Origin of the sequence: Kushneria avicenniae, assembly GCF_900112585.1 — a bacterium.
Classification (GTDB): Bacteria; Pseudomonadota; Gammaproteobacteria; order Pseudomonadales; family Halomonadaceae; genus Kushneria; species Kushneria avicenniae.
In genome coordinates, this window is the sequence record NZ_FOLY01000002.1 from 268401 (window position 1) to 282352 (window position 13952).

A 13952-nucleotide genomic window follows, 5' to 3' on the forward strand; every position below is an offset into this window, starting at 1 on the left:
TACTGATAACGGATGCCAGAGATGCAGACCCTCGCGGTAGAACTACCGGATCGTCACTACCCCATTCATGTCGGTCCCGGCCTGCTTGACGATGTATCGCTTCTGACCCCGCATCTGGCCGGGCGTCAGGTCATGATCGTCACCAATGAGACCGTGGCGCCGCTGTATCTCGACCGACTGAAAACCGCGCTTGCGGATTACGATGTGAAAGAGGTGGTACTGCCCGACGGCGAGGCCACCAAGAATCTGGAGCACGTTGAGCGCATCTGGGATGCCCTGCTGGCGGCCGGCTTCAATCGGCGCGCGACCCTGATCGCCCTCGGCGGTGGCGTCACCGGCGACATGACCGGCTTCGCAGCGGCCTGCTATCAGCGCGGCATCGCCTTTATCCAGATGCCTACCACGCTGCTGGCACAGGTGGACTCCTCGGTGGGGGGCAAGACCGGCGTCAACCATCCCCGCGGCAAGAACATGATCGGTGCTTTCCATCAGCCCCGCGTGGTGATTGTGGATACCGATACGCTAAAGACGCTGCCGGCACGCGAGCTGACGGCAGGACTTGCTGAAGTCATCAAGTATGGCCTGATTCGTGATGTGGATTTCATGGCGTGGCTCGAGGACAACATGGCCGGCCTTCGCGGGCTGGACGCCCCGCTTTTGACCGAGGCCATTCTCAGAAGCTGCGCCGTCAAGGCCGGGATCGTGGTCGAGGATGAGACCGAGCAGGGCGTGCGCGCGTATCTCAATCTGGGACATACATTCGGCCACGCCATCGAAACGGCGATGGGTTATGGGAAGTGGCTGCACGGCGAAGCTGTCGGGGCCGGCATGATGATGGCCACGGCCCTGTCGCACCGTCTCGGCTGGCTGGATGATACCGCCGTCGAGCGCGTGGCGGCCCTGCTCGAGGCGGCAGGTCTGCCGCGTCATGCACCGGCCGATGTCAGTGCCGAGCGCTTTCTGGAGCTGATGCATCTGGACAAGAAGGTCATGGATGCGCGCCTGCGGCTGGTACTGCTCAAGGCCCTCGGCGACGCCTGTATTACCGACGAGGTCGATGACGCGCAGGTTCACGAGCTTCTGGCGCAGTGGGAACGACAGTAACCCTGTCAGCAGGCGTGGTGTCCTGATCGATGGCCGGTGCGACAGCGCGCCGGCCATTTTTTTGTCTCTACTTTGGTAGTATGACTACAACGTCTGAAGCTTTCATTGCTGAAAGGTTCGGGAGGCAAAAGCGGTCACCGATAGTAATGGTTATCATTAACCGGTGGCGCTCTAAGACCAAGGTCTTATTGTATCGCCGGCCTGTCGATCAGGATTCCTTTCCTTTCAATTCTGTAAGCTTTGCCTTGCCGGTATCCGGCCCTCTAGTCTCGCCCGATGGTCCCCGACCGGCTCCATGTCGGCCGTGCAGTTTCCCATCATGACACCAACCGCGGGAGAGGAAAGGTGCTGACCCTTATCGGCCTTGCCATCATTATCACCATCGTGACCCTTTTACTGTTTGAAAAGGTCATTCCGATCATCGCGCTCAGCGCCATTCCCTTTATCGGGGCGCTGCTGGCCGGCTTTGGTATCAATGAGATCTCGGAGTTTTTTCAGCAGGGTGTGAACAAGGTGGCAGGCGTTGCCTTCATGTTCATGTTCGCCATCCTGTTTTTCTCCATCATGAAGGAGCGCGGGCTTTTTGATCCCCTGATTACCGGTATGGTGAAGCTCACCCGCGGCAACGTGGTAGCCGTGGCGGTGATGACGGCGCTGGTCTCGGCCTGCGTGCACCTGGACGGTGCCGGCGCCGCCACCTTTCTGATCGTGATGCCGGCGCTGATTCCGCTCTATCGCCGGCTGGGCATGAGCCCCTACCTGATGCTGACCCTGATGGCGACCAGCATGGGGCTTTTGAACATGGTGCCCTGGGGCGGACCGATCGGACGTGCCGCAGCCGTGACCGATATCTCTCCTGACGAGCTCTGGCACGGGCTGATCCCGGTACAGCTGGTTGGCGTAGTTCTGGCCGTCATCGGTGCAGCGCTACTGGGGTGGCGGGAAAAGCGGCGCATTGAGCGCCTTGGCGGAATGGAGGCGGCCATCGCGCACAACTACCCGCCGGGCAGCAGCATGGATGTGGCTTCCAGCGGTACGGCGACCGATGCGGTGGCTGACGATGCTGAAAGCGAGGGTGAAGCTTCCGGAGTGGCGCAGGGCATGCCGCGCTTTTACTGGATCAACGCTGCGCTGACGCTGGTCACGGTTGTATCGCTGGCGCTTGGGCTGATGGCGCCCGCCTATATCTTCATGATCGCGCTCTCGGTGGCGCTGCTGCTCAACTACCCGAGCCTGTCCGAGCAGTCGCGTGTCATCACGCAGTACGCGCCGCAGGCCTTCAACATGGGCGCCATCATTGCAGCGGCCGGTGCCTTTCTGGGCATTCTCAACGGTACCGGCATGCTGGAAGCGATCGCGCTGGACGTGACGCGTATCCTGCCCGGTCAGGCCGTGGGGCTTCTGCACATTCTGGTCGGCATCATGGGCGTGCCGCTGGAGCTTCTGACCAGTACCGATGCCTACTATTTTGCGCTGCTGCCGGTCATTCAGCAGATTACCGCCAGTGCCGGGGTAGACCCGATAGCGGTGGCGCATGCGATGTCGATCGGCAGCATTGTGGGCACCTTCATCAGCCCGTTTTCCCCGGCGCTGTGGCTGGCACTGGGACTGGCCGGTCTCGAGATGGGCCGCTATATCCGCTACGCCTTTCTCTATCTGTGGGGCTTCAGTCTCATCATGATGATGTTCGGCGCGCTGTTCGGTCTGTATTGACCCCTCATCGACAGCGTTTTTGGGACGGTAACGATCATGGCCCGGACATCGCGTCCGGGCTTTCTGTGTCTGGCAAGAGAGACCGGTAAATGCCCTATAGCCAAAAAAGGCATGGCTCATGCATAAACGGCATGGGGTGGCACGCACTTTTATAGGGCGAAAAAAACGTGTTGGCGCCATGGGGGTGCAGACCTAACGTCTTGAGAAGGCTGTCTTTTTTGATCGGGAAAGGGGTGTCGTTCTGCAAAAATGAGAGATTTTTGACGGGCTTATGAGAGTGGCAGGGGGTTTGCCTCGAAGACCGACTATCGTATGCTCGAATCAGCTCTTTTCCCACCTCGGGCGCTCAAAAGGCGCTGTCTGAAACAAGAACAACCGGGCAGAGTATCCTTCTTTTAGACCCATTACAACCGTGTCAATTTCTTGATGCTTCGCTTTCTAGCGTTTACGGAGAGGCATGTTCATGACAAGAGGTCTTCATCGGCCCGACGAGTTCCGTGACAACTGCGGCTTTGGCCTGATTGCTCACATGGAAGGGCAGGCAAGCCATGACCTGCTGGCCACGGCCATCGAATCCCTGACCTGCATGACCCATCGCGGCGGCATCAACGCCGACGGCAAGACCGGTGACGGCTGTGGCCTGCTGCTGGGCATGCCCACCGGCTTTATGCGCGATATTGCCCGGGAGTCCCTGCAGACCGAGCTGGGCGACAATTTTGCCGTGGGCGTGGTGTTCTTCCCCGACGACGACGATCGTGAAATGAAGGCGCGAGGCGTTGTCGAGGAAGAACTCGCCGCTCGTGGCCTTGTCTTCCATGGCTGGCGCGATGTGCCGGTGGATTCAAGCGTGTGTGGACCGCTGGCGCAGTCCTGCATGCCGCGTATTCGGCAGATGTTCGTATCGCCCGCCGACGAACGCCACGGTGATCTCGACTTCAACGTCGATCTTTATATGGCGCGTCGGTTTGCCGAGCAGAAACTCAAAAGCGAGGAGGAGTTCTATGTCTGCTCGCTCTCCTCGAAAGTGGTCTCCTACAAGGGTCTGATGATGCCGGCGGATCTGCCGACCTTCTATCATGACCTGGGCGATGAGCGCCTCGAGACCTCGATCTGCGTCTTTCACCAGCGCTTTTCGACCAACACTGCGCCGCGCTGGCCGCTGGCCCAGCCGTTTCGTTTTCTGGCCCACAACGGTGAAATCAACACCATCGAGGCCAACCGCAGCTGGGCCAACTCGCGCAAGGAGAACTTCGCGACCGAACGGCTCAAGGAAATCGAAGGCCTCGAGGAGATCGTCAATACCACCGGCTCCGATTCTTCCAGCATGGACAACATGCTCGAGCTGTTGCTGACCGGCGGCATGGAACTCTACCGCGCCGTACGTCTGATGGTGCCGCCGGCGTGGCAGAACGTCGAGACCATGGACAGCGAGCTGCGCGCCTTTTACGAATACAACTCCATGCACATGGAAGCCTGGGACGGCCCGGCCGGTATCGTGCTGACCGACGGTCGCCACGCCGTGTGCATGCTCGACCGTAATGGTCTGCGTCCGGCGCGCTGGGTGATCACTGACAATGGCTATATCACGCTCTCCTCTGAAATCGGCGTGTGGGACTACAAGCCGGAGTCCGTAGTGGCCAAGGGTCGCGTCGGGCCGGGGCAGATCCTGTCGGTGGATACCCACACCGGTGAAGTGCTGCACACCGCCGATGTCGATGATCGTCTCAAGCGGGCCTGGCCCTACAAGCGCTGGCTCAAGGATAACGCCCACTATCTGGAGTCGGCGCTGACCGAGCTTGCCGAATTCCAGCCGGTGGACGACAAGCAGCTGCTGGCGATGGAGAAAATGTTTCTCGTGACCAACGAGGAGCGTGATCAGGTACTGCGGCCGCTGGCCGAGACCGGCCAGGAAGCGGTCGGCTCGATGGGCGACGATACGCCCATGGCGGTGCTGTCGCGTCAGCCGCGACTCTTGAGCGATTTTTTCCGCCAGAAGTTTGCCCAGGTCACCAATCCGCCCATAGATCCGCTGCGTGAAGCGATCGTCATGTCGCTGGAGACCTGCCTGGGTGCCGAGCGCAGCGTTTTCCAGGCCACGCCCGATCACGCCCATCGCCTGATCCTGACCACGCCGGTACTGTCGCCGCGCAAGTTCACAGCGCTGACCGAGCACGAGGACCCGGCCTTCGCCAGCTGCCGTTTGCCGATGATGTACGACGGTGAGGCGATTAGCCTGAAGGAGGCCATCCTGCAGCTGCGCCAGCAGGCAGAAGAGAAGGCGCGCGCCGGCTGCGTGGTGCTGGTGCTCTCCGACAGCGGCCTCGAGAAGGGGCAACTGCCGATCCATCCGGCACTCGCCGTGGGGGCAGTGCATCAGCATCTGGGCCGTCTGGCGCTGCGTCCGAAGATCAATATCGTGGTCGAAACCGGCTTTGCCCGCGACGCGCATCAGATGGCAGTGCTCTTTGGCGTGGGCGCCACGGCGGTCTATCCGTGGCTGGCCTATCAGACCATGGCGGACATGTATCGCAGCGGCGAGCTGACCGGCAACCCGGCAGATGGTCGCGAGAACTATCGCCGCGGTCTACAGAAGGGGCTTTTCAAGATTCTCTCCAAGATGGGCATCTCGCACATTGCCTCCTATCGCGGTTCGCAGCAGTTCGAGGCGGTCGGGCTCTCTTCCGAGATCATGGATCTATGTTTTCACGGCATGGCCTCGCGCATCGAGGGCACCGGCTTTGCCGAGCTGCAGCTTCAGCAGGAGCTGCTGGCCCGCGATGCCTGGACGGCGCGCAAGCCGATCCGTCAGGGTGGCATCTACCGCTATGTGCATGGCCACGAGTACCACGCCTACAACCCGGATGTGGTCAAAAAGCTGCAGGAAGCCGTGCAGGAGAGCAGCTACGAGAAGTGGAAGGTGTTTGCCCAGCTGGTCAACGAGCGTCCGGTGGCCACTATCCGCGACATGCTGAAACTCAAGTTCGGCGCCGAACCGATTTCGATCGACGAAGTCGAGCCGGTTGAAAACCTGCTGCCGCGCTTTGACAGCGCCGGCATGTCGCTGGGGGCGCTGTCGCCCGAGGCGCACGAATCGCTCGCCCAGGCGATGAACGAGTCGGGCGGTCGCTCCAACTCGGGCGAGGGCGGTGAGGACCCGGCGCGCTACGGCACCATCCGCTCCTCCAAGATCAAGCAGATCGCCTCCGGGCGCTTCGGTGTGACGCCGGCCTATCTGGTCAATGCCGAGGTCATGCAGATCAAGGTCGCTCAGGGCGCCAAGCCCGGCGAAGGGGGTCAGCTGCCGGGCGGCAAGGTCAACGCGCTGATCGCCCGGCTGCGCTACGCGGTGCCCGGCGTAACGCTGATCTCGCCGCCGCCGCACCATGACATTTATTCCATCGAGGATCTGGCCCAGCTGATCTTCGACCTGAAGCAGGTCAACCCGGCCGGTCAGGTGTCGGTCAAGCTGGTCTCCGAACCCGGCATCGGCACCATCGCCACCGGCGTTGCCAAGGCTTACGCCGATCTCATCACGGTGTCGGGCTATGACGGCGGCACCGCGGCCAGCCCCTTGACCTCGATCAAGCACGCCGGCTCTCCCTGGGAGCTGGGTTTGCCCGAGGTGCATCAGGCGCTGCGCATCAATGGCATGCGCGGGCGGATTCGGCTACAGACCGACGGCGGTCTCAAAACCGGACTGGATGTCATCAAGGCCGCGATTCTGGGCGCCGAGAGCTTCGGCTTTGGCACCGCGCCGATGGTGGCGCTGGGGTGCAAGTTCCTGCGTATCTGCCATTTGAACAACTGCGCTACCGGTGTTGCCACTCAGCACCAGGGTCTGCGTGATGAGCATTTCCGCGGCACCGTGGACATGGTCAAGAACTACTTCCGCTTTATCGCCGAAGAAGTGCGCGAGCTGATGGCGATGCTGGGCGTGCGTCAGCTCACCGATCTGATCGGGCGAGTGGATCTGCTCGAGAAGATCGAGGGCGAGACCCGTTCGCAGCGCGCGCTCGAGTTCGAGTCGCTGTTGCATAACGATTTCGTGCCGGATGACGCGCCACAATTCTGTCAGGTGGAGCGCAACGTGCCCCACGACGGTGGCGAGAAGAACCTCGAAATCATGGACCTGACGCGTGACGCGCTCGAGGATCAGAGTGGCGGTGAATTCCATCTCACCACCACCAACTGTGACCGCTCGATCGGCGCGACGCTCTCCGGGGCGATCGCCAAGCGCTATGGTGAGGCCGGCCTTGAAGACACGCCGATCACGCTGCGCCTCAAGGGCGTGGCCGGTCAGAGCTTCGGCGTGTGGAACGCCCGCGGGCTCAACATGTATCTCGAAGGCGATGCCAACGACTACGTCGGCAAGGGCATGAACGGCGGCCGGCTGGTGATTACCCCGCCGAAGGAGAGCCGTTTTGAAAGCCGTCACACGGCGATTATCGGCAATACCTGCCTGTACGGCGCCACCGGCGGCACGCTCTACGCGGCGGGCACGGCCGGCGAGCGCTTCGGGGTGCGCAACTCCGGGGCCTTTGCCGTCATCGAGGGCGCCGGCGATCACTGCTGCGAGTACATGACCGGCGGTGTCATCACGGTGCTGGGCCGAACCGGACTCAACTTCGGAGCCGGCATGACCGGCGGCTTTGCCTTCGTGCTCGATCTGGATCGCGAGTTCGTGGACAGTTACAACCACGAGCTGGTCGAGATTCAGCGCGTCAACACCGAGTACATGGAAGCCTATCGGCGCTATCTGCGTGAAACCCTCGAGGCGTACGTTGCCGAGACCGGGTCCGCCTGGGGGCAGGAAATTCTCGAGGATTTCGCCGAATTTGTCCGCTATTTCTGGCTGGTGAAGCCCAAGGCCGCAAGCCTTGGCAGTCTTCTTGCCGAATCCCGCCGCCGGCCCGAATAAGGAGTGACCTGAAATGGCAGAACAGCTCTCCAACGATTTTCAGTTTATCGACGTGGGTCGTCAGGACCCGCGCAAAAAGGAAGCCCACCTGCGCGTGCAGGAGTTCGGCGAGATCTATGAAGAGTATCGCCCGCGCGATGCCGCAAGCCAGGCACATCGCTGCCTGCACTGCGGCAATCCGTACTGCGAGTGGAAGTGCCCGGTCCACAACTATATTCCCAACTGGCTGAAGCTGGTCACCGAAGGGAATATTCTGGAGGCCGCCGAGCTGTCACACCGCACCAACTCGCTGCCGGAGGTGTGCGGACGCGTCTGTCCGCAGGATCGCCTGTGCGAGGGTGACTGCACGCTCAACGATGGTTTCGGGGCGGTCACCATCGGTTCTATCGAGAAGTACATCACCGATACCGCCTTCGCGATGGGCTGGCGTCCGGACATGACGGGCGTGGAGTGGACCGACAAGCGCGTAGCGGTCATCGGGGCGGGCCCGGCGGGTCTGGGCTGCGCTGATGTGCTGGTACGCAACGGGGTCAAGCCCGTGGTTTATGACCGCTATCCGGAAATCGGCGGGCTCTTGACCTTCGGTATCCCCGAATTCAAGCTCGAAAAACACGTCATGCAGCGCCGTCGCAAGGTGTTCGAGGAGATGGGCGTCGAGTTTCGTCTCGGCGTGAACATCGGCACCGATGTCGCCATCACTGAGCTGATGTCGGAGTTCGATGCCGTGTTCATGGGCATGGGCACCTACAAGTACATGGAAGGCGGATTCCCCGGCGAGCAGCTCGACGGCGTCTACAAGGCGCTGGACTATCTGATCGGCAACGTGAACCATAATCTGGGCTTTGCCAGCGCCGACTTTGACTTCGTCTCGCTCGAGGGCAAGCGGGTCGTGGTGCTGGGTGGTGGCGACACGGCGATGGACTGCAACCGTACTGCGCTGCGTCAGGGCGCCGAAGAGGTCACCTGCGTCTATCGTCGTGACGAGGCCAATATGCCCGGCTCGCGTCGCGAGGTGAAAAATGCCCGCGAGGAAGGCGTCGAGTTTCTCTTCAACCGCCAGCCCATTGCCGTGGTCGGCGAAGAGGGCCGGGTCGAGGGCATCAAGGTCGTACGCACCCGCATGGGCGACCCGGATGAAAACGGACGCCAGCGTGCCGAGGTCGTGCCGGACTCCGAGGAGATCATCGAGTGCGAGGCGGTCGTGGTGGCCTTTGGCTTCCAGCCCCATGAGGTGGACTGGTACAGCGACCATCGCGTCGAGATTGATGATCGTGGTCGCGTGCTGGCCCCGGAAAAGGGCGATATGGAGATGAAGCGCTTTGCCTATCAGACCAGCAACGAGAAGATCTTTGCCGGTGGTGATATGGTGCGCGGCTCGGATCTGGTCGTGACCGCCGTGTTTGAAGGCCGCCAGGCCGCGGAAGGCATTCTGGACTATCTGCAGGTCTGATCAGGGCCAGGCAGTGCAAGGGGGCGCCGGGCCTTGTGTCGGCGCCCCCTTTTTGTCTTGAAACCGCCGGTGTTCGTGCCCACGTCGGTGGTATGTGCGTCCCTTAATCTATACAGTGGCGCCCTCGCAACACACCGCAACGAATCACCAGGGGTAAAAAACATGATCAGGCTGGAACGCAATATTCTGGATCAGGCCAATAATCATCTGCGTGAGCTGGAAGATCATGTCATGGGCAACGACGACGGTGATCAGGACAAGGCACTGGATACCTGCAGCCAGCTCAAGGCGCTGCTGGCGCTGGCCGAGATCAACGACAGCGGCATGTCCGATGAGTGCGCCGGCATGCTCGAGGAGATCGAGCGCCGCTCGAAGCTGGTCGTCTCCAGGCTTCAGGATAGCCGCTTCAGCATTTAAGGTCTTCGGCAGGCCTTTTGAAAACGGGCGCCCCGCTAGCGGGGCGCCCGTTTTTTATGCGGCGCCATGACTGTATTTTAAAAGAGAGCGTCGATTCAACACGGGTGAGCCGGGTCATGACCAGCGTTTGCCGGGTATTGAAGCATTCAGGAGAGAAGAGCGTGGCAATGACCTTCAGAGCGTGCGGGCCGGAAGATGCACTGGAAGTGGCGAGCATCGGGCGCGACACCTATCGCCAGACGTTTGAGGGCCATTATGACCCTGACGTCATGGCGCAGTATCTTGACCAGGCTTTTAATCCTGACGCCGTGACCAAAGAGCTTGACCATCCACAGTCGAATTTCTGGCTTCTGGAAACAGGCGGCCATGTGGCCGGGTATCTCAAGATGAATCAGGGGCTGGCCCAGACCGAGGCGCAGGAAGAGGGCGGTATCGAGATCGAGCGGATCTATCTTCTCAAGGCGTTTCAGGGACAAGGGTTTGGGCGAGCGCTGTTCGACAGGGCAATGGACTTTGCCAGAGCCTGCGAAAGCCGGTTTGTCTGGCTGGGCGTCTGGGAAAACAATCACAGGGCGCTGGCGTTTTACCAGTCGATGGGATTCAGGATTGTAGGGGCCCACGACTTCCGGATGGGAGAGGTCGTGGATACCGACTATATCATGCGTCTGACACTCTAGCGCCCGTCGACCTGCAGGTGCTCATCGCTCAGGCGATCTCGATGCGCCCGATCAGGGTCTCTTCACTCTGCTCCGAGGTGTCGGCCAGCACCCGGCGGGCCTCATGGAGCTTTTCCGGGTCCATGTTGAGCTGCAGGACCCCCTGAACCTTATCCGCATCAAGGTAATACACCACGCCCTGCTCCTGCGGGGTGGCCCAGTCCTCGATGGTATCGAGTGAGCTGTCGAGCGTGCCGACCGCCCTGTAGGCCATGTCGAACACGGTGGAGTAGAAATAGGGCGTGTGGTCGTAGGTCTCGCTGCTGCCGGCCATGATGTGGCCCACGGTCATGCCGGACTGGTTGGCGTGATCGACGTGTTCGATGCGCCGACGGCCCAGAATCCGGTCCGGATAGCAGGCCACATCGCCGGCGGCGAAGATGTTCTCGTCAACAGTCTGCAGACGCTCGTTGACGACCACGCCGCCATCCACTTCCAGGCCGGCGGTTTCTGCAATCTCCACGTTGGGCGTCACGCCCAGCCCGAACACCACCGCGTCGGCTTCCAGCGTGCTGTCATCATCCAGTGACAGGGTCACATGGTCGCCATTGACCCGACCGCTCTCGACGCTGCGACCGCCGAGCAGCTTCACGTCGTGGTCCAGATAGCTCTGATGGTAGCGGCTGGCCAGCGACGGCGGGAACATCTTCCCGCCCAGCACCTCTTCGGGATAGACCAGCGTCACCTGCGTGTCGTTTTGCACCAGCGCCGCGGCGATCTCGGTACCGATGTAGCTGCCGCCAACCACCACGATGTGACGCTGACTGCCGGCCAGTTCCCGCAGTCGGTCATAGTCGCGCACGGTGCGAAAATAGAGCACGCGATCACCGGCAGGCAGGTCTTCAAGCGTCACGGGCGTGCCGCCGGTGGCCAGCAGCAGTTTGCCGTAGCCGTGAACCTCGCCCGAAGCCGTGGTGACGGTCCTTTCATCGCGATTGATGCTTTCAACACGCGTATCGATGTAGAGCGTGGTGTGCTCATCCTCTTCCGGCGTCATCCAGATCTTTTCGTAGGTGAAATCGGGATCGGTCCAGAGTTTCTTGGACAGCGCTGGGCGCGTGACGGGGCCGTCGGGCTCGGCGCCCAGAATGGCAATGCTGCCCGTTTTATCGTGCTCTCGAATGCCGTCGACGGCATTGGCGGCCACCATGCCGGCCCCGATAATCAGATAATCATGGCGTTGCATATCGACTCCCTGTCGTGAAATGCGTTGAGTGCAGTTCCAGCCTCCGGCCGGCAAACCTGATAGTTCAAGCGTAGTTCAGGACAGACGGGCATGTCGGGCTCAAATCAGATCGAGCGGGGCGTCAGCCCCTCCATGATGATGGCCTGAACGTTGCTGACGGCGCTTTCAAGAAACACCGGGTCTTCCAGCGTGCGCCCGGAGATGGCCTCGATCTGGGCAGCAAAGTCGGCGTAGTGCTGGGTGGTGGCCCACAGCAGATAGAACAGATGCCAGGCATTGACCGGGGCCAGATCGCCGCGCGCGACCCACTGCGCGATCACGTCGGCCTTGTCATCGACCAGCGTGCGCAGGCTGCCCTGGAGCATGCCGCTCAGGTGCGGTGCGCCCTGTACCATTTCCAGACAGAAAAGCCGTGAGGCTTCGGCGTGATCACGCGAGAGCTCCAGCTTGAGGCGAATGTAGTGGCGGATTGCGGGCAGAGCATCGGCATCGGACTGCAGCGCCTGAAAGGGTGTGATCCAGATGTCGAGCATGTCACTGAGCACCGCGGTATAAAGCGCTTCCTTGGTAGGGTAGTGATAGATCAGATTGGTCTTGGAAACGCCGGCCCGCTCGGCCACCTGATCCAGGCTGGTGCCGTGCAGACCAAATTGCGAGAAAAAGTGCAGTGCCGCGCGGCGCATGCCGGCGCGGCGCTGTTCGATGGCGCTACGGTGTTTGCTTCCGGCGCCGCGGCGTGAAGGATCATCTGTCATTGGGGCGTGGCTCGGGGTCGCCTGTGAAGGTGCCAAGATATCAGACCCGGCCGGCAAAACGATGATGGCGCAACAATTTGGTTTATACCGTTAAGCTATGGCCAAGTGGCTTTTGCGAAGTGACTGCTTCGCGCTGACGCAGTGTGGCGCCCTTGTCTGCTGTGCAGACGATCGCACGAAACGCTTTGCGCGGCCCGGTCGGCTTCCGGGGGTATTTCGATCCCGCAGGAGCATCACGACGTTCGGAACGGTAGAATGCGCGCCGGATCGCTTACCAAGACAAGGCTGGAGAAGACAAGCAATGGCACAATCCTGGTTTCCACGCTGGCAGCCGGCCGATGCGAGCAGGGGTGGACTGGTCGCACCCGATGAGCGCCTGAGCGCCGGTCAGACGCTGGTCATGGGCATTCAGCATGCGGTCGCCATGTTCGGCTCAACCGTGCTGGCGCCGCTTCTGATGGGGTTTGATCCCAACCTTGCGATACTCATGTCGGGCATCGGAACGCTTTTGTTCTTTCTGGTCGTGGGCGGGCGCGTGCCGAGCTATCTGGGCTCGAGCTTTGCCTTTATCGGCGTGGTGATCGCGGCCACCGGCTACGCCGGCAGCGGCGGTAATCCCAATATCGGCCTGGCGCTGGGCGGTATCATTGTCTGCGGGGCGATCTACGCCCTGGTGGGGCTGGTGGTCATGGCGCTGGGCACACGCTGGATCGAGATACTGCTGCCGCCGGTGGTGACGGGAGCAATCGTCATGACCATCGGCCTCAATCTGGCGCCGGTGGCGGTGTCGAGCGTGGCCGACTCAAGCTTTGACAGCGTCATGGCGCTGGTCACGATTCTCTGCGTGGGGCTTGCGGCGGTGTTTACTCGCGGCATGCTGCAGCGGCTTCTGATTCTGGTCGGCCTGGTGGCGGCTTATATCATCTACGCCGTGGTCACCAACGGTCTGGGCTGGGGCACGCCGATCGACTTCTCGGTCATCTCGCAGGCGGCCTGGTTTGGTCTGCCGACCTTCACGACCCCTGAATTCAGCGCCCATGCGATGGTTTTGATCGCGCCGGTAGCGGTGATTCTGGTCGCCGAGAATCTGGGGCATATCAAGGCGGTCGGCGCAATGACCCAGCGCAATCTGGACCCGTATATCGGCCGCGCGTTCGTGGGCGATGGGCTGGCCACCATGCTCTCCGGCTCGGCCGGGGGTACCGGTGTCACCACCTATGCCGAAAACATCGGCGTCATGGCCGTAACCCGCGTCTACTCGACGCTGATTTTCGTCGCTGCGGCCGGTTTTGCGATCCTGCTGGGCTTTTCACCACGTTTCGGGGCGATCATTCATACCATCCCCGGGCCGGTGCTGGCCGGCACCTCGATCGTGGTCTTTGGACTGATCGCCGTGGCCGGCGCGCGTATCTGGATCGAAAACAACGTCGATCTGGGCGATAACGCCAATCTGATCGTGGTGGCCGTCACGCTGGTGCTGGGCGCCGGCAACTTCTCGCTGAGCCTTGGCCAGTTCACGCTCGATGGCATCGGCACTGCCACCTTTGGCGCCGTGATCCTGCACGCCATCCTCCGCCGCGGCACGTCGCGCAGGGCGCTGGAAAGCGACCACTGATATCGGCGCTGACCGGCGCTGTCATGCTGCCGGCATGGCAGCGCCGGGATGTCATCACGCGTTGTGCTTTCGTTTTCA

General features: G+C 61.5%; 9 protein-coding genes. 7 read left to right on the forward strand and 2 right to left on the reverse strand.

What is annotated here, in order from left to right:
• Nucleotides 1-21: 21 nt before the first annotated feature.
• The 6 genes from aroB to BM079_RS04575 all read left to right on the forward strand — a co-directional run bounded on the left by aroB (nucleotide 22) and on the right by BM079_RS04575 (nucleotide 10279).
• Nucleotides 22-1104, forward strand: a complete 1083-nt coding sequence (aroB, locus tag BM079_RS04550; RefSeq protein ID WP_090131254.1) for a 3-dehydroquinate synthase — start codon at nucleotides 22-24, stop codon at nucleotides 1102-1104.
• A gap of 345 nt (nucleotides 1105-1449) precedes the next feature.
• Nucleotides 1450-2817, forward strand: a complete 1368-nt coding sequence (locus tag BM079_RS04555; RefSeq protein WP_090131255.1) for a CitMHS family transporter — start codon at nucleotides 1450-1452, stop codon at nucleotides 2815-2817.
• 463 nt (nucleotides 2818-3280) lie between these two features.
• Nucleotides 3281-7735 (forward strand): glutamate synthase large subunit, encoded by a 4455-nt coding sequence (gene gltB, locus BM079_RS04560; protein ID WP_090131981.1) that lies wholly within the window; start codon nucleotides 3281-3283, stop codon nucleotides 7733-7735.
• Between the two features lie 13 nt (nucleotides 7736-7748).
• A complete protein-coding gene (locus BM079_RS04565) occupies nucleotides 7749-9185 on the forward strand; it encodes an FAD-dependent oxidoreductase (protein ID WP_090131256.1) in 1437 nt (478 codons plus the stop codon).
• A gap of 162 nt (nucleotides 9186-9347) precedes the next feature.
• The gene (locus tag BM079_RS04570) at nucleotides 9348-9602 is read left to right on the forward strand and encodes a hypothetical protein (RefSeq protein ID WP_090131261.1); all 255 of its coding nucleotides are present in this window, start codon (nucleotides 9348-9350) and stop codon (nucleotides 9600-9602) included.
• Between the two features lie 167 nt (nucleotides 9603-9769).
• Nucleotides 9770-10279 (forward strand): GNAT family N-acetyltransferase, encoded by a 510-nt coding sequence (locus tag BM079_RS04575; RefSeq protein WP_245742849.1) that lies wholly within the window; start codon nucleotides 9770-9772, stop codon nucleotides 10277-10279.
• A 28-nt stretch (nucleotides 10280-10307) separates the two neighbouring features.
• Here BM079_RS04575 and BM079_RS04580 read toward each other — a convergent pair whose 3' ends face one another.
• Entirely contained in the window at nucleotides 10308-11504 is a 1197-nt protein-coding gene (locus tag BM079_RS04580; RefSeq protein WP_090131264.1) for an NAD(P)/FAD-dependent oxidoreductase, read from the reverse strand.
• Between the two features lie 104 nt (nucleotides 11505-11608).
• On the reverse strand, nucleotides 11609-12259 hold the full coding sequence (rutR, locus tag BM079_RS04585) for an HTH-type transcriptional regulator RutR (RefSeq protein ID WP_090131265.1): 651 nt from the start codon (nucleotides 12257-12259) through the stop codon (nucleotides 11609-11611).
• A gap of 301 nt (nucleotides 12260-12560) precedes the next feature.
• Between rutR and BM079_RS04590 the strand changes: the two genes are divergently transcribed.
• Nucleotides 12561-13874 carry a solute carrier family 23 protein gene (locus BM079_RS04590; RefSeq protein WP_090131267.1) on the forward strand — a complete coding sequence of 438 codons (1314 nt, stop codon included), beginning with the start codon at nucleotides 12561-12563 and terminating at the stop codon, nucleotides 13872-13874.
• Nucleotides 13875-13952: the final 78 nt, after the last annotated feature.